Here is a 17136-nt window from a genome sequence, read left to right on the forward strand (position 1 = left end):
CTACATCCCTGGAGGGTTAAGGACAGTGCTATGTATAGATAGACCACTAGACCCTTCGGCTTTTATCGTGATCCCAGCCGGTATTCTGGCGCTACCTTTATAAATTGGTGTAATACTAACGTCAACCACTTCCCCGCTCTCCAAAGCTTTCCTTATATCACCTTCAATTTTACTCATGACAGGAGTGTTTGCGGGGGTTTGCTGAATAGTAACAAGGTTTCGCGGATCATCACCAGACCCGCCTAGTTGCCTACCAAGCAAGTGCCCCCTAGCTCTGTTAGAGCCAGCCCCAGTAATGAAGCCCGGAGGTTGAATGTTAGGGTTGGCATGCGTACCGGTATTAATATCGCTTGAATTTAATCGGGCCTGAACTCCAGTCGGGCGGCCGAAGCTGTCTAGCTCCCCATATTCAATATAACTAGACAACCCAAGAGGATCGGTCCGGCTGTTCGGGTTATGTACATACCCCTGCGGTCTAACCCCACCCGCGAGTCCTATCGGATCCGGACTCAAATACTGCGCCGTCTCCGGATCGTAGTACCGATGCCGATTGTAGTGCAGCCCACTCTCTTCGTCGTAGTACTGGCCCGGAAAGCGAATCGGGCAGGTGGTCTTGTTGATCGGCACCACGTTGCTGCTGGCGAACTCGTCATTCGCGGCTTGCCATAGCCGTGCCTGGCCCCAGACGCTGGGGCTGTTGCTCCAGCCCAGTTGGCCGCTTTCGTCCAGTAGCTCTCGGGGCGTGCCGAGGTGGTCGGTGACGATGTACCAGAGTTTGTCGCCTTGCTGTTGCGCCAGTGGGGTGATGCCGCCCGGGGCGTAGCTCCAGCGGGTGGCGTGTTCGAAGGCGACGGTGCCGTCGGCGTAAATGGGCGCGGCTTCGAGCAGTTGTTCGCCGCTCCACAGGTATTCCTCGCCGATGATGTGTTGTTCGCTGTGGGCGTAGATCGAGTTGCGGTTGTTGCTGCGGCTGAAGTTGAACTTGCGCGTGCGGCGGCCAAAGGCGTCGTACTCGTAGCGCCAGTGTTCGTTGTTGGGGGTGTAGAGGTCGGTGAGGCGGTTGTCGCTGTTCCAGCGGTATTGCCAGCGCTGGGGGCGGAAGCCGTGGCGGTCGACGATTTTTTCAGCCAGGCGGCCGCAGGCGTCGTAGCGGTAGCGGTTGGCCCCGGACTTGACCACTCGCCCGCCTTTTTGCTCGGCCTTGACGCCCATGCCTTTTGCACTGTGGATTTGCCCTTCACTGAGCAGGTTGAGGGCGTTGTCGTAGAGCCATTGCTGCGGCTGGCCCTGGCCCAGGTGGGCGGCGATCAGTTGCTGGTTGGCGTTGTAGCGGTACTGGCTCTGGCCCCAGCGGTTGTCGTCGATCTGGATCGGGTTGAAGGCTTTGTCGTAGCGGTAGTGGCGTTCGACAAAGGAGGCCGCTGCTGCGCCGGCCTTTTGCTCGGTCAGCAGGCTGAGGCGGTTGTACTGCTGGTGCAGGTTGAAGCCGGCGCTGCTGCTGCGCTGGATGTCGCGGCCCAGGGCGTCGCGGCTGATCTGCAACGGTGCATGGCCGGCGATCAGCAGTTGCGCCAGACCGCCATTGCTATCGTGCTGCCATTGCACGTGAGGCAGGGCGGCGAAGGCTTCCTGGGTGTTGGCCTGTTCGGCGATGGCGCCGGCCTGCTGGCCGACGGGCAGGCCGCTGGCGGGGTCGTACTGGTGTTCGATCAGGCGGCCATTGATGCGTTCGCTGAGCAAGCGGCCCACGGCGTCGCGTTGGTATTCGATACGGGCGCCCGGGCTGTTGACGCGGATCAGGTGTCCGACGTCGTTGTAGTTGAACTCGATCTGTTCGCTCAGTTCGCCGTTGGCCCGGTAGTGAGCAATGCTCAGCAGGCGCGCCCTGGCGATGTCGTAGTGATAGGCCACGCGGGCGCCATCGGCACAGTGTTTCTCCGTGAGCCAACCGACGGCGTTGTAGCAATAGCGGGTGAGGGTGCCGGTGAAGTCACGCTCGGCGATCAAGCGTCCGGCTTTGTCGTAGGCGTATTGATACACGTCGCCGACGCCATTGGTCAGGCGGGTCAAGCGGGTGAGTTTGTCGTAGCCCAGGGTCAGGCTTTGCCCGCCGGGGTAGGTGAGCTTTTCCAGCAGGTCGAAGGCGCCGTAGCCGTAGCGGGTGCGATGCCCTTCGCCGTCGACGAAGCAGGCCAGTCGGTGTTCGCTGTCATAAGCCCAGTGTTGTTCGGTGCCATCGGCCAGGGTTACGCCGCTGAGGGAACCACGGGGATGGGCATGCTGGCTGTGGTAGGCGTAACGGGTGATCTGGCCCAACGCGTCTTGCTGCTGGAGAGGGCGGCCCAGGGTGTCCAGTTGTACGCGGCTGGTCTGGCCGTCCGGTTGCTGGACTTCACTCAGACGCTGTTTGCGGTCGTAGCGGTAAAGGGTCTGGGTGCCCTCCGGCCAGGTCTGGCTCAGCAGTTCGCCGTGGGCGCCGCGTTGGTAGGTGGTGGTGCGTCCATCGGGATCTTTGACGCTGCTGAGGTTGCCCTGGGCGTCGTACTCCATTTGCCAGGTGACACCGTCGGTGGCGACGTAGCGGGTCAGCAGGCCTTGAGCGTTGTAGTCGAAGGTGTGCCGGGTGCCGTCCGGGTTGATCTGAGTCAGCAGTTCACCGAAGTCGCTGTAGCGGTAGGTGGTGGTGCGGCCCAGAGGGTCCGTAGTGGCGACCTTGTTGGTGTATTCGTCCCACTCGGTGAGCCATTCATGGCCCAGTGCGTCGATCTCGCGCACCACCAGGAAGTCGGCGTTGTAGTAGAAACGGCTGCTTGCGCCTTCGGCGTCATGGTAGTCGGTACAACGATTGGCATCGTGGTACTCGAAGCGGTCGGCGTAATGACCACTGTCGGCATGGGTTCGAATGACCCGCCCTTTGGCGTCGTAGGCAATATGGAAATGGGTCTTGTCGGTGTCGTGCCACTGGGTCATGTGGCCGGCGTTGTTGTAAGCGTGATACAGGGTGCCGAACTGATGGCTGGCACAGTCGGTCAGCATGCTGTGTTGCTCATAACGGCAACTGAGCAAGCGGCGCGGGCGTTGTTCGCCGTCGTGCAGGGTGATGCCTGTCAGCAGGCCCGTGCTGCCGAGCTCAATGTGCAACTGATAGCCGTCGCTATGCTCGACACGCTGCAGCCGCTGCTGTGGACCGTAGATAAAGCGGATGCGGTTGCCATTGCCGTCTTCAATCGCCGTCAAGGGTCGACTGGGGTTCGGGCTGTGAGCAAAGCTCAGTGTCTGCTGGGTCGTGCGGTCATACAGGCGCAAGGTGCCCGAGCGTTGGCCGCTGAGCAGGTAGCGCCCGTTACGCCGGTTATGGGCCAGGACTTCGTCGTCCGGCGCCTCGTAGTCCAGGGTGCTGCCGTCGACGGTGTGGTAAGTAATGCGTTGACGATCGAGGACCAGGTGTTGGGACCAGTCGTCGGCCCATTTGCGCCCAAATAGCCCACGAAAGTCTGCACGCGATCGATACAGGCGCGAGAGTTTCAGCGGGATGCTGCCGGGGATTTCCAGCACCGGCCAGATCTGCAGGTAGTCGCCGGTGGCGACATCCACGGGTTCGCCTTTTAGACCGCATTTACTGGTTTCGCAGTTCTTGCCGCTATCGGAGGTTTTTCCGGTTTTTACATCTTCCGCAGTTCCATGCGGTGCTCCTTTTGGCTTGACGTGAACGCCATCGGCAACTTCGCTAGCGGCTCGCCCGACTTTTTTGGCAGTACCGGTGTTCTTGAGGGCTTTCAACGCCTTGGCAGCTTTAGCGGCAGATGCCGCCTTGCCTGCCTTGAACAGCGCCCACGGCAAGGTAGCAATCTCCACCCCGGCCCGCGTCACTGCTTCAATATGGTTGCCCTTGGACCAGGCCTCTGTCACCGGCTTGACCAAGGCTGATCCCACAGCTTTGGCACCGCTCCAGGCCCCTTCACCGACGGTGCCTGGGGTGATATTTCCTAGGCGCATGTTCTCCGCGAGGATCTGCGCATCCAGTGCATGGCCTTTCATTCCATCCGGGGTATAGCCCTGGAGCACCTTGGCTTGATACTTGACCCCGGTGTAGGCAAGTTCGCCAACCCCCATGACCGCGTCTTTGGCAAACCCGGCCAGGCCACGAGTCATCTGCGCATCGACGTCTGCCATACCGGGAACTTGGCCTAATGCGCCCAGCACTGCCCCTCGCTTGATACTGGCGATGCCCTCATCGGCGCTTTTATTCCAGCCATCAAAATCGATGTACTTATCCAGGCCATCGATATCGAGCTGTTGCTGCTTCAGGGCTTCGCGCTCGGCCTCCAATTCTTGCAGGCGGGCACTGGTCCGCTCTCCGGGAGGTGCCAGGTCACTCGTCTCGCTGGCAACCGCAGTCGCCGACTGGGCCGTCGTCACAATCTTGCCCAGGGTGCCGCCCACACCGGCGGCGTTGCAGTTGATCAGGCAGGCGCTGTCATGCCGGGCCAGCGGCAGGCCGTTGACCTTGACGTTGCCGTGGCCCTCCAGCAGTTTGACGTTGCCGGCACTCAGCGAGGTGCCGGCGACCACATGGGCGCCGGCATCGGCCTGGACCTGATTGAAGAGGTCACCCAGCCGATAGACCCGGGTGCCACGGGCCTTGACGTCGCTGGAAGCCAGCACCGGTTTGTCCAATGTCGCGAACGAGTCAAAGGCCACCACCACCGGCCCGACCCAGCAGAAGTCCGGCACACTGCACACGGCTTTCCACTCGTTGCTGTCATGGGCGACGTGGCGCTTGCTGCCCCCTTTGGCGGTGGCGGCTGCCTCCCTATCCACCGGCGCCGACTCGGCGGCGACCGCTTGAGTGGCGGCGGCTTTTTGCGCGTCCAGCTCAGCTTTCAGCTGCTGCAACTCACTGAGCCTGCGCTCATCCACCAGGCGTTGTTCCGCTGCCGCATCGTCGGCGCTGTCGGAGATCGTCAATCTGTCCGTCATGTTCAAGCCTTCCCTGGCAACGCGGCGGTGCCGACCAGCGCCATCGTTATCCGGCTGATACCTGCCGTCACAGGCAGGCGCCACAGCAGCACGGCCTGACGCTGGTCCAGGTCAAGGCGCACGGTATCGAGCACCGGTACGCTGACGTAGGACTCACCGTCTGCGCCTTCACACACCACCAGCGGCGCAACGCCGGGCAATTGCATGACGCAGTCGCCCTCGCTCAGGCAGCCCTTGAGTTGGACGTTCTCGTCGCCGGTCAGGTAGGGCACTGCCACCTGGTCGGCCGGGGCGCTCTGGTAGAAACGCGGGTCGAAGTCTTCCGGCAGCAGCGGGTAGCGTTCAGCGAGCCATTGCGCATCCAGCGTGCCTTGCAGGCCCGCGCGCGGTTGCCACCAGCGGGCCAGCGCGGTCAGGCCCGCAGGCTGCAGACGCTGTGACGGCGCTTTGTAGGGGTGTGATGGGTCTTCAATCTGTGGGGCGGGCAGGCTGTCCAACTGCGCGATCTGCGCTTCGATGCGCTGGCGCACCGAAGCCTCCAGGGTGCTCAGTTCAGCCGCGCTCGGCAGCCAGCCACAACCGGCACTGTTGCTGGGGTAACTGACGCTGGGAATCGGCGTCTGCTCGGCGCACGGTTCGCAGTCGTAGAAGCAGCCACCAAACGCCAGGCGGTAATCCAACGCGACCTTTTCCACTTTGTCCGGTGCACCCAGCGTCCACCCCAGAAGCGCCTTGCTCACCGTGCGCGGACCATGGACCTGCAAGGCCTTGTGCAGCGGTCCGACTTGCACCTCGACTGGCCAGCTGGTTCGCCACTGCCCCTCGAAACTGTGCACGCTGCCTTGCAGCAACACATCAGTGCCGGGCTTGCCCAACAGCAGATCACCTTCTTCGGCGATCACCGCCTGCAAGGGGTGAGTGGCTATCGGCCCATCGAAGCGATCGCCGAGGACAATCGCGCTCTGCTCTTCACTCAAGGGCATGGCCAAGCCCTGGGCAAAATCAAAGGTGCCGCGAAGCACCAGGATGTCCATGGGCATACCCGCCGGTGTGGTTTTTTCGTACAGCAGGTGCGGCAGGCCGGTGTGGTTCTCGATGTGGATGAGGCTCATCACCAGCTACCGTCGATCAGCAGCGGCATGGTGTCGGTCACATCCAGACCTTTGAGCTGAGTGGTTTCGGCGTCCACCGGCAGGTTCGGCGCCGGTTGTGCGGTGCCACTGTTGAGGTGCACGTCTGCCGGTGCATCGGCGTTGACCGTGTTGCCCGCGACCAGATGAATGTCCGGCCCGTCGAGGTAGATCCCGGCATCGGTGATCACCACTTTCGAGCGCCCGACCTGCAAGGTGATGCTTTCACCGTCCAGCTTGATGCTCGATCCTGGTCCGCTGGCATCCGGTGCAGGTTCCTCACCCTCAGGCGGGGCTTCACTTTGCACGCTGCCATCGCCCACGTTGAGGCTGTAGGACGTGCCCACCACCGTGCTCTGGCTACGTCCCACCTGGGTGCTCTGGTTGATCCCCACCAGGGTATTCATGTGCAGGCCGACGTTCTGGCTGTAGACCGTGCCGATGTTCATCATCTTGGCCAGCCCGACGTTTTGCAGGGACGCCAGGTTGATGGTCTCGGTCTTGAAGCAGTCGACATTGATCGACCAGTTGCGCTTGATGCGATCGCGCTCGTGGCGATCGATGGTCTTGGTGCGATCACGTCCGACCCAGTGGGTTTCGTCGTGTTCGACTTCGATGTTCTGATCTCTTTCTGCGTGGACGTAGATCTCTTCGGCGCCCTTTTTGTCCTCGATGCGCAGCTCGTTGGAGCCATTGCCCCCCAGGCTGCTGCGGGTCTTGAACACACTGCGGGTCTTGTTCGCCGGCAGCGGGTAGGGCACCGGCGTGTGCTGGTTCGGCACGCAACCGGTCACCAGCGGCTGCTCGGGATCGCCGCCGATAAAGCTGACCAGCACCTCCATGCCGATCCGCGGGATGATCACGTGGCCAAAGCCTTCACCGGCCCAACTGGTGGCCACGCGCACCCAGCAGCTGGAGAATTCATTGCGTTGGCCTTCGCGGTCCCAATGAAACTGAATTTTTATGCGCGAAAAATCGTCACACCAGATTTCCTCACCGGCAGGACCGGTCACCAACGCGGTCTGGCTGCTCAGTCGAGGCTTGGGGGCCGGCTCTTGCGGCCGAAAGAAGGTGTCCCAGGGGATGGCGCTGAAGCGGTTGCGGTAACCCTGGGTAAAGCCGCCGTGGCGGTCGTCGCCGGTGACCGACTCTTCCAGCACCTGCGGTTGTCGACCTTCATGTTCAACGCTGACCAGCAGCCACATCTGGTTGTATTCGCCGCGCGGATGCTCGCTGAGGGTGACCAGATGGCCGCAGCGAAAGGTCGACAGATCACTCTGCCCCTTGGCCAACTGGTAGTCGGCGCGGTGGCCTTCAAGGGCGATCTGGCTCAACTGCTTGCCCACTGCGCCGGTGTTGTAGCGGCCCGGGTAGCGATAGTCCTCCAGGATCGGCGCTGCCTCGCTCTGTGCGGAACTGTGCAGGGTGCTGGGCACCGGATCGAGCTTGGCGCCGTTGGACGCGCCGCGTGGATCGGGCTTTTTCAGGTCGTAGTCGCGGCGCGCCACCTGGCTGGTGCGGGTGCTGAAGCGCACTGCGAAATGACTGACCACCGGGTCTTCGGCAGCCAGGCCGCTGCCTTGTTGATAGCGTGCATGGGCCAGGATCGGGTAGTCGGTCTGATTGTCGGAGAACACCAGCAGGTGCTGGTCGGGCCTGTGTTCGTGGTGCCAGTGAATGCCGTCTTCAAAGCACAGGCGTTGCACAAACTGGAAATCCGTCTCGCCGTATTGCACGCAATACACCCGGGGCAGCGACGGCTTGGGGGCAATGTTGAAGCGGTATTGGTCGGCGAGGATGCCGTGTTCCTTGAACACCTTGGCAATGATCTGCGGCACCGTCAGGTTCTGGTAGACCCGTTGGTTGTGGCGGTGCTGCAACTGGTAAAGGTGCGGGCGCAGGATCAGGTGATAGCGGGTCATGCGCTTGCCGCTGTCGCCGATTTCGATGTCGTCGATCAGGCCGTGGATGCCTTCACCCTTGAGGCCGAACTGCAAGAACGCCGGCTGGTTGAGCAGGCTTTCCAGATCGATGTTGGGGTTGTCCGAAACCAGCTCGATATGGATCGCATACAGCTCGCTGATGGCTTCGCGGCCCTTGAAGGCCAGCACCTTGAAGTCGTGGCGAACAGAAGGGATGGACAGCACGAAATGCGCAGTGTCGGCCGGCGCGAACATAGGCTCATCCTTAAGCTTGAGAGAGGCCAGACCCGTGCCGTACCTGGCCCGGGTGCAAAGTGGCGCTCAACCTAGCAAAGGGTGCGCGGGTGTGAATATGGGACTGGTCTGGAAAATGATTTGGGTTTTCTGATTTTAGAAGTCGGCCCGCAATCAAATGTCTTACGACACACTGCGAGTCGCGTCGGGTGCAAATGCAATGACAGCACTCGGCGCAGGTCAGTGGCTATGACAAAAGCTCATGGCCGCATGATTTTTAATGGTTACGGGCTCCAGAGAGCCCGGTGCTAAAACAACGCAAATACAGCTCACCCATAACAACAAAGAGCGTTTGCCCCATGACTCAGTCCTTTACCGTTCACTTCCAGGACCCACTCTGCGTCCTTCTTCACTCGCGCTCTTTGAACTCAAGCAACGAAAAGTTGTGGGCCCGGCGCTGACGGTCCCGTGTCATTTCTTCCCTTGTGTCCTCAAAGAGTAAATCCCCATGCAACCACTCGATCTCTATATCGGCGAAGGCTTCGAAGGCCCAGGCGTGAATGCCGCTCATATCAATATTCTCATCGGGCCGCGCAACGGTCCTGCCGGACAGGCCTTCGCCAGCAGCCTCGCCTCACCGAGCCAGGGTCATTGCCCGTTCATGGTCATTGCCCAGCCGAATATTTCGGTCAAGCCCATGACCCTGTACGTGAATAAAGCGGCCATTGTCGGCGAGCTGCACGGCAACGCCACCTGGGGCGCTTCTCAGGCAGGTATTGCCAAGGCGGTGCTCGAAGCACTGCTGGATGGAACTTTGCCGGCCGAAGCCGAAGACGAATGGGCGATCGTCACCGCCAACTGGGTCAATCCGGATTGCGACGATCTGGATGCGGTCTACCTCAACAACTACAACGCCTGCCGCACGGCGATTCGCGCGGCGCTGACCGGCAAGCCCGAGCGTGCCCAACTGGCGGATGTGGCGAACCAGATCAGCAACCCGTTCTACACCCCCAAGGCCTGAGGAGCGCAGCATGCAATACATTCGTTTGGGCCACTCCGGCCTGCAAGTCTCGCGCCTGTGCCTGGGCACCATGAACATGGGCACCCCGGATTGGAAACCCTGGATCTTCGATGAAAAACAGAGTGAGCCCATCGTTGCTCACGCCCTGGATCACGGGGTGAATTTCATCGACCTGGCGGACTTCTATTCCGCTGGGGTCGGCGAAGAGGTGGTGGGGCGCATCGTCAAGCGTCTGGCGCGCCGCGAGGACCTGGTGATCACCACGAAGGTCGGCTACGGCACCCGCAGGGGGATCAACGCCAGCGGTCATTCACGTAAACATATCCTCGACAGCATCGATGCTTCGCTCAAGCGCCTGGGCATGGATTACGTCGATGTGTTCATGCTGCATTACTTCGATGTGAACACCCCGGTGGAAGAAACCATGCAGGCGCTGGACGACATCGTCCGTGCCGGCAAGGCTCGCTACATCGGCGTCTCCACCATGCTCACCGGGCAACTGGCGAAGCTGCTCATGGCCTGCGAGCGCCATGGCTGGGTCAAGCCGATCAATATGCAGCTGCAACTGAACTGCGCCTATCGCGAGGAAGAGCGCGAGATGATCCCATTCTGCCGTGACCAGGGCCTGGGCGTTTCGGTGTTCAGTCCCCTGGCCCGGGGCCTGCTCACCGGTGACGTGCAGTCGACCCGCAACCAGACAGACTTTTTTACCCAGCAGATGTACAGCGATGAGGCCTCGTTGCAGATCGCTCACTCGGTACAGCGCGTGGCCCGCGCTCGAGGTCTGTCCAACGCCCAGGTGGCCCAGGCTTGGGTGCTCAAGCATGCCGGGGTTGACTGCATGCTGGTGGGTGCCGACACCACCGCGCAGTTCGACAGCGCCCTGGCGGCCCTGGATACCGTCCTGGATGCCGAGGAGCTGCACGAGCTGGAACGCAACTACACCCCCTGCGATGTGATCAACGACTACACCGCCGGCAACCGTATTCTGCGCACGGCCCGCCCGGGGCTCGAGCGTTTTTCCCTGAGCGAGGCTGTGGCATGAGCACGTTGATCCGTACTGGTAATTTCATCGATGGCCAATGGTCCAGCGGCGGCACCAGCTACCCGGTGTACAACCCGGCCAATGGCGAGCTGATCGCCCAAGTGCAAAAGGCCGGTGCCGAGGAAACCCGCCTGGCCATCGCCGCCGCCCGACGCGCGCTGCCGGCCTGGCGCGCACTCACCGCCAAGGAGCGCAGCCAGCGGCTCAAGCGCTGGAGCGAGTTGATGCTCGGCCAGCAGCGCGAGCTGGCCACCTTGCTCAGCCGCGAACAGGGCAAGCCCCTGGCCGAAGCCATGGGCGAGGTGGTCTATGCCGCAAGCTTCCTGGAATGGTTCGGCGAGGAGGCCAAGCGCGCCTACGGGGATGTGATCCCCAGCCATAAGGCTGACGCGCGGATTATCGTGACCAAGGAGGCCATTGGCGTGGTCGCGGCGATCACCCCGTGGAACTTCCCCCTGGCCATGGTCACGCGCAAGGTCGGCCCGGCCTTGGCCGCCGGTTGCACGATGATCCTCAAGCCCTCGGAGGAAACCCCGCTATCGGCCTTCGCCCTCGGGGTGCTGGCAGAGCAGGCGGGGATCCCGGCCGGGGTGCTGAACATTGTGTCCGGCGATGCTCCGGCCATTGGCGAGGCGCTGCAGGCCTCGAGCGTGGTGCGCAAGTTGTCGTTCACCGGCTCGACCCGCACCGGCAAACTGCTGATGCGCCAGGCCGCCGACACCCTGAAGAAAGTCTCCCTGGAACTGGGTGGGAACGCGCCGTTCATTGTCTTCGACGATGCCGACCTGGACGCTGCGGTCAAGGGCGCCATGGCCTCGAAATTCCGTAACACCGGGCAGACCTGTGTTTGCGTCAACCGCTTCTTTATCCAGGAGGGGGTGTACGAGGCCTTCACCGCCAAGCTCGCCGAGGCGGTGGCCGCCCTACGGGTCGGCAGTGCTCTGGATGGCGATACCGAGCAAGGCCCGCTGATCAATGCGGCGGCCCTGGCCAAGGTCGAGGCGCATGTCGGCGATGCGCTGGAGAAGGGCGCTCGGCTGCTGTGCGGCGGCCGTCGTCATGCCCTGGGCGGCACCTTCTTCGAACCCACCATCCTCACTGAAGCCAGCGGCCAGATGCTGATCGCCCAGGAAGAAACCTTCGGCCCAGTGGCGGCGTGCTTTCGCTTCAAAGATGAAGCCGAAGTACTGCAGCGGGCCAATGACACGCCATTCGGCCTTTCGGCCTACTTCTACAGTCGCGACATCGGCCGAGTCTGGCGCGTGGCCGAGGGTTTGGAGGCGGGCATGGTGGGCATTAACGAAGGCATCATTTCCACCGAAGTGGCGCCCTTTGGCGGGATCAAGGAATCGGGCCTTGGCCGCGAAGGTTCCAGATACGGCCTGGACGATTACCTGGAGATCAAATACCTGCTGATGGGCGGCCTCTAGCCCTCAGCCCTTCCGTTGCAGGAGCTGGCCGGGCGGCGTTCCGCTTGCCAGCAAAAGGGCGCAAGGCTCAAAGGCCCTTTCGCCAGCAAGCCGGCCCCTGCGTGGTTCGATTCATCTCTTATTCAAGAACAATAAATGGAGACGAACATGAGCACTACAACCGTCAAGATCGATGACCTGCCCATTGGCCGGTTCCACCTGAAAATTGCCGGCCTGACCTTCGGCGCGCACTTCACCGACGGCTACATCCTCGGCCTGATCGGCATCGCCTTCACCCTGCTCAGCCCGCAGATGCAACTGGATGCGTTCTGGCAGGGCCTGATCGGTGCCTCGGCGCTGATGGGACTGTTTATTGGCAGTCTGTTCTTCGGCTGGATCTCCGATCACCTGGGACGGCAGAAGATCTTCCTGGTCAGCTTCGTGCTGATCACCCTGGCCTCGGTGATGCAGTTCTATGCCGAGACTGCCATGGGCCTGTTTCTTTGCCGGGTGCTGATCGGCATCGGCCTGGGCGGCGATTTCAGTGTCGGCCACGCGATGCTCGCCGAGTTTGCACCGAAGAAGCAGCGTGGTGTGCTGCTGGGTACGTTCAGCGTGATCTGGACTTTCGGCTACGTCGCCGCGACCTTTGTCGGTACCGCCATGCTCAGTCTCGGCGACGATGCCTGGCGCTGGATGCTGGCGTCCTCGGCGATTCCCGCCGGGCTGATCCTGCTGGCGCGCATCGGCACCCCGGAATCGCCACGCTGGCTGATCAACCGCGGGCGCATTGCCGAGGCACGGGCCATCGTGCACAAACACCTGGGAGCCAACGTGGTGCTGGACGAGCAAGCCAGCGGCAAAGCCCGCTCCGGCTACGCCGTGCTGTTCAGTCCCGAATACCGCAAGCGCACTGCCTTCAACTGCCTGTTCTTCGTGTGCATCGTCATGCCGTATTTCGCCATCTACACCTTCCTGCCGTCGATCCTGCAGAAGATGGGTCTGGCCGAGGGTTTCGGTACCGAACTGATGCTCAACCTGTTGCTGATCCTCGGCGCGCTGATCGGTATCTGGTGCACGGTGAAGTTTTCTCGCCGGGGGTTCCTGATCAACGCCTTCATTATCCTGGCGGTGGCACTGTTGCTGCTGGCGGTAATGCCGGGCGGCGCGGCGTGGCTGATGGTGTTGCTGTTCGGAGTGTTCACCCTGGTGCTGTCGGCGGTGAGTAACCTGGTGGGCGTATTTCCAGCGGAGAGTTTCCCCACCGAAGTGCGTGCCAGCGGCATTGGCCTGGCCACCGCCGTGAGTCGCCTGGGGTCGGCCATCAGCACCTTTCTGCTACCGGTGAGCGTGGCCGGGATCGGCCTCAGCCCGACCATGGGTATCCTCGCCGGGATTCTGGCTCTGGGGGCACTGATTTCCTGGGCCTGGGCGCCAGAGACCAAGTCCCTCACGCTCAACCAGGCGTGTAGCGTGAGCGCTGCTGACACGATCGGACGCGATCTGCCGAAGGTCGCCTCACCGGTCTGATGTCGCCCCGCCCGACCGTTGTAGGAGCCGGCTTGCCGGCGAAGAGGCCAGAGAGTGTTGCATCAGCCTTGAGGTTGCCTTCGCTGGCAAGCTCCTACGAGAAACCACGGGCCCTCAGGGGTTGCTCACCAGCCCCAGCCATTGGGTGAACAGCTGCACTTTGGACAGCCCTTGTTTGCCATTCGCCACGTCCAGCCAGTAGCCGTAAGGGCCGATCACCTCCACCGGGGTGATCGGTAGCAGGCGGCCATCCTCCAGTTCCCGTTCGATCATCTGCCGATCGATCACTGCCAGCCCGCCACCGGCCAGGGCTGTGTGGATCACCTGGTCCAAGGTGCTGAACTCCAACCCCGCCTGGGCGTCGATGTCGTTGCGGCCCACGGCCGCCAGCCAGTTCTCCCAGACCTGCAAGCGCTTGTCGCCATGCAGGATGTGCAGCAGGGGAAAGCGCCTGAGATCCGGCGCTTGGCCGTCGCTGAACAGCTCCGGGCTGGCCACGGCAATATGCCGCTCCATCACCAGCAGTTGGCTCTGGCAATGGACGGCGGCCTGTAGGCCGAAACGGATCTCGCAGTCGACTTCGGCCGGGCTGTCGTGGTGGTTGTGCTGGGTCACGCTGAGGCTGATATCCGGGTAGCGCTGGCAGAAGTCCCGCAACTGCGCCGACAGCCAGCGGGTGGCCCAGGTGGGCGGCGCGACGATGCGCAGGCGCTGGCGCAGATTGGGTACACGCAGGGCTTGCAGGGCCCGCTCCATATGATCGAAGGCCTGTCCCAGGTTCGGCGCCAGGGCCGCGCCGGCCTCGGTCAGCGCCAACCCTTGAGGGGAGCGGCTGAACAGCGCCACACCGAGGTAGTCCTCCAATTGCTTGATCTGTCGGCTGACCGCGCCCTGGGTGACGTTGAGGACGGGTGCGGCCTGGCTGAAGCTGCGATGGCGGGCGACTTCCTCGAAGACCCGAAGCATGTTCAGAGAGGGCAGTTGGCGCATGGCGGGCAGACTCCGCACCTGGCGCCAGAAAGCAGCGATCCAAGCCTGGCGGGCTGAGCGCAGGAAGTGGCGGGGCAGGTTTATTGTTGTTGTAAGGCGCTTCTTTTAGGGCGCCCATCTTACCCTGTGGTCGTCCTCCGAGGGCACAGGCTTGCCAGCGAAGAGGAGCGTGAGAGCACTTTCGCCGACAAACCGGCTCCTACGGCGTTTCCTGCGATATCCCTGTCAACCGCAGGAGCTGGCTGGCCAGCGAAAAGGCCAGCAAGGATTCAGAAGTAGTAGCCGATATTCACATACACCTGGTTTTCCCACTGGTTGCTGCCTCCGGCCCCCAGGCTCTGGGCATAACTGCTACCGCCGATGTACGGATCGTTTTTGCCGAACAGCCATTCGGTGGCGATCCACAGCTTGCTCAGAGAGAACGAGCTGCCGAGGATCATCCGCTGGGACGTTTTGTAGGCGCTGGCCGATTTGTCGAAAGCGCTGTAGTTGGCGTACAGCTTGACCCCGCTGACCTGGTCGGACAGGTATTTGCCGTCGACGTCGTAGCTCAGGTCGGCGACGTACAAGTTGCCACGGCTGGCGACGTTGAAGGTGCCGTCGTAGCCGCCCAGGGTGATTAGCTCATCGGTGCCCGGATTGCGTGGCGACATCTGCTGGCGCGCTGCCTGCAATTGCACGCCCCACGGGCCGTTTTTACCCCGGTAGTGAACCGCCATGGCATTGCGTCGGCCGTCGTTGTGGGTGTCGTTGTTTTTCAGGGTCGAGGTCAGGCCCGAGACCCCGACTTCCGATGTCCAGTCACCCAGTGGCACGGCCCTGGCCACTCGCAGTACCAGGGTGTTGCGTTCGCGGTTGTCGCTGCCGTCAGCCACGTAGCTGTCGGCCGAAGACACAACGCTGGAATAGGTACGGCCGTTGCTGGTGCCCTTGCCCTGCCAGATCGGGCGCAGGTAGTAGCCGGCCTGGAGGTTCCAGTCCCCGCTCTGCTGGATGTATTTGGCACCGATCTGTTGGATGTCCTCCAGGCCGACCACGTTGCCCAGGGTTTCGAAAAAGGTGCTGCCAAAATACGGCTGCAGGCCGAAGGGAATCTGGTTCAGACCGACCTGTACCTGCTGCTCGGGGTTGAACCGGTAGCCGATCCAGGCACTCTCGGCGAAGGCGATGTCGCCCATGTTGTCGGTGTAGCGGTAAGGGTAGGCGCGGCCGTAAAAGCGGTACTTGGCGGCGCCGATCCAGGTGTCGGAGCTGTACTTGGCACTGAGGATCGCGGTGTCGAAGTTGAAGGTCTGGATATCCCGGTCCGGATCGTAGTCCCAGCGCGCGCGAACCGCGCCGCCCAGATCCAGGTGGTCGGTGACTTGCACGGCCAGAGCGGGGGTGGCGAGGCTGCCCAGCAGGGCAATGTTGCACAAAAGGCCGGAGCGTTTGTAAAGCATGGGGTTTTCTCCCGGATTGTTATTGTGGGGTGCGATGAACCCGGCCGCAGCAAGGGCAGCAGCCAAGGGTGAAAGGAAGCAGAGGGGCGAACGCTGTGGCTTCAGCCAGCGGTGACCGTCGGTGCAAGGGAGAGATGAGGCATGAGTGTTACTCGTATTGTTGTGTGTGCCCGCAGTGTTGCCAGCCACTGCGGGCTCGACAAACGATTTATTCAGCTCTCACGCATGACTAAAATGAATGTTAGTCCCATGGCTTCTGCCCGCGATGGCATGCGATGCTCTGCGCCTCCTGCAGCCGTTAGAGAGACTGTCGTGAAACGCAAGATGCCTGCGCTCAATGCGCTCAAAGCCTTCGAGGTCGCCGGCAGCACCGGCAGTTTTACCCGGGCCGCCGAATTGCTCAACGTCACCCAGAGTGCGGTCAGCCGTCAGGTCCGGCAACTGGAGGAGCAGTTGGGGGAAAGCCTGCTGCAACGGCGCCATCATCACTTGGAGCTGACCAGTGCCGGGCGTGTGCTGCTGCGGGCCCTGCACCAGTCCTTCGACAAGATCGAGTTGACGTTGCGCGGGATTGCGCAGAAATCCCACACCAATCGCTTGCACCTCAATGCACCGCCGACCTTCGCCAGTCGTTGGCTGTTGCCACGCCTGGGACGCCTGCGCGAGCAGCACCCGGAGCTGGAACTGAGCCTGACCACGCGTTTGCAGGACAGCCTGGCGGAAACCGCGACCCTGGATTGCGCGATCCGCTTTGGTGACGGTGAGTGGGATGGCCTGGACAGTTCGCTGCTGTTCCAGGAGCGGCATATCGCCGTCTGCGCGCCTTCACTGCTGGCCCGGGAATCGGCGGAGCAGGGCGTCGACCTCGGCCGCATGACCCTGTTGCATGTTTTGGCCCGGGAAGACCAGCGCTACCTGACCTGGAAGCACTGGCTGGATGCCGCGCGTATCAGCGGGGTCGATACTCAGGGCGGCTATGAATTCGACCTTCTGGACCTGGCCATCCATGCGGCCACCGATGGCCTGGGAATCACGATTGCCGACTGGCACATGGTGGCGGCGGAACTGGCGGCGGGGCAGTTGACCCAGGTGCACAACGTGCATGTGGAAGGTCACCAGTCCTACTGGCTGGTGACACGTCCAGCACAGGCTCCGTTGCCGCAACTGCAGGTGTTTAGCCAGTGGCTCGAAGAAGAAATCTGGCTGGCGCAACGCCAGCTTGAACCCTCCACAGCCTCCACCCCCCTGAGCTAGAGGCCACGGGACCGCCTTCGTCGGCAAGCCGATTCCTACAAAAGCCCACATGCACAACCTGTGTAGGAGCTGGCTTGCCAGCGAAGAGGTCCGTCAGGCCAGCATCATCAGTGCGTCATAACCTGCGTTTTTTGCATGTTAGTCCGCGCAATTAATCGTTTGTCCTTGTCGTGCCGGAC

Annotated in this window: 10 protein-coding genes; 5 read left to right on the top strand and 5 right to left on the bottom strand. The window is 62.1% G+C overall.

Annotated features, from left to right (window positions below; genetic code table 11):
- Genes ACZ5BO_RS12185 through ACZ5BO_RS12195 form a run of 3 tightly spaced genes read right to left on the bottom strand, consistent with a single transcriptional unit; the run spans position 1 to position 8287 of the window.
- The gene (locus ACZ5BO_RS12185) at positions 1-4980 is read right to left on the bottom strand and encodes a DNA/RNA non-specific endonuclease (RefSeq protein WP_464699962.1); all 4980 of its coding nucleotides are present in this window, start codon (positions 4978-4980) and stop codon (positions 1-3) included.
- A 2-nt stretch (positions 4981-4982) separates the two neighbouring features.
- Positions 4983-6092 carry a DUF2169 family type VI secretion system accessory protein gene (locus ACZ5BO_RS12190; protein WP_464699964.1) on the bottom strand — a complete coding sequence of 370 codons (1110 nt, stop codon included), beginning with the start codon at positions 6090-6092 and terminating at the stop codon, positions 4983-4985.
- On the bottom strand, positions 6092-8287 hold the full coding sequence (locus tag ACZ5BO_RS12195; RefSeq protein ID WP_464699966.1) for a type VI secretion system Vgr family protein: 2196 nt from the start codon (positions 8285-8287) through the stop codon (positions 6092-6094). Before ACZ5BO_RS12195 ends, ACZ5BO_RS12190 begins: the two co-directional genes overlap by 1 nt.
- A 487-nt stretch (positions 8288-8774) precedes the next feature.
- On the opposite strand from ACZ5BO_RS12195, the gene fae reads away from it, so the two are divergent.
- The 4 genes from fae (at position 8775) to ACZ5BO_RS12215 (ending at position 13271) form a co-directional block, all read left to right on the top strand.
- Entirely contained in the window at positions 8775-9287 is a 513-nt protein-coding gene (fae, locus tag ACZ5BO_RS12200; protein WP_464699968.1) for a formaldehyde-activating enzyme, read from the top strand.
- 10 nt (positions 9288-9297) lie between these two features.
- Complete coding sequence (locus ACZ5BO_RS12205) at positions 9298-10332, top strand: aldo/keto reductase (protein WP_464699970.1); 1035 nt, start codon at positions 9298-9300, stop codon at positions 10330-10332.
- Positions 10329-11762, top strand: a complete 1434-nt coding sequence (locus tag ACZ5BO_RS12210) for an NAD-dependent succinate-semialdehyde dehydrogenase (protein ID WP_464699972.1) — start codon at positions 10329-10331, stop codon at positions 11760-11762. The genes ACZ5BO_RS12205 and ACZ5BO_RS12210 overlap by 4 nt, the downstream gene beginning before the upstream one ends.
- 147 nt (positions 11763-11909) lie before the next feature.
- Positions 11910-13271, top strand: coding sequence for an MFS transporter (locus ACZ5BO_RS12215; RefSeq protein WP_464699974.1), 1362 nt, complete (start codon positions 11910-11912; stop codon positions 13269-13271).
- Between the two features lie 114 nt (positions 13272-13385).
- On the opposite strand, the gene ACZ5BO_RS12220 is transcribed toward ACZ5BO_RS12215, so the two are convergent.
- Positions 13386-14261 carry a LysR substrate-binding domain-containing protein gene (locus ACZ5BO_RS12220; RefSeq protein ID WP_464699976.1) on the bottom strand — a complete coding sequence of 292 codons (876 nt, stop codon included), beginning with the start codon at positions 14259-14261 and terminating at the stop codon, positions 13386-13388.
- A gap of 269 nt (positions 14262-14530) precedes the next feature.
- A complete protein-coding gene (locus tag ACZ5BO_RS12225) occupies positions 14531-15703 on the bottom strand; it encodes a hypothetical protein (RefSeq protein ID WP_464699978.1) in 1173 nt (390 codons plus the stop codon).
- 312 nt (positions 15704-16015) lie between these two features.
- Between ACZ5BO_RS12225 and ACZ5BO_RS12230 the strand changes: the two genes are divergently transcribed.
- Positions 16016-16957, top strand: a complete 942-nt coding sequence (locus ACZ5BO_RS12230) for a LysR substrate-binding domain-containing protein (protein ID WP_464699980.1) — start codon at positions 16016-16018, stop codon at positions 16955-16957.
- The last annotated feature ends 179 nt before the right edge of the window (positions 16958-17136 follow it).

Source organism: Pseudomonas sp. FFPRI_1 (genome assembly GCF_055384485.1).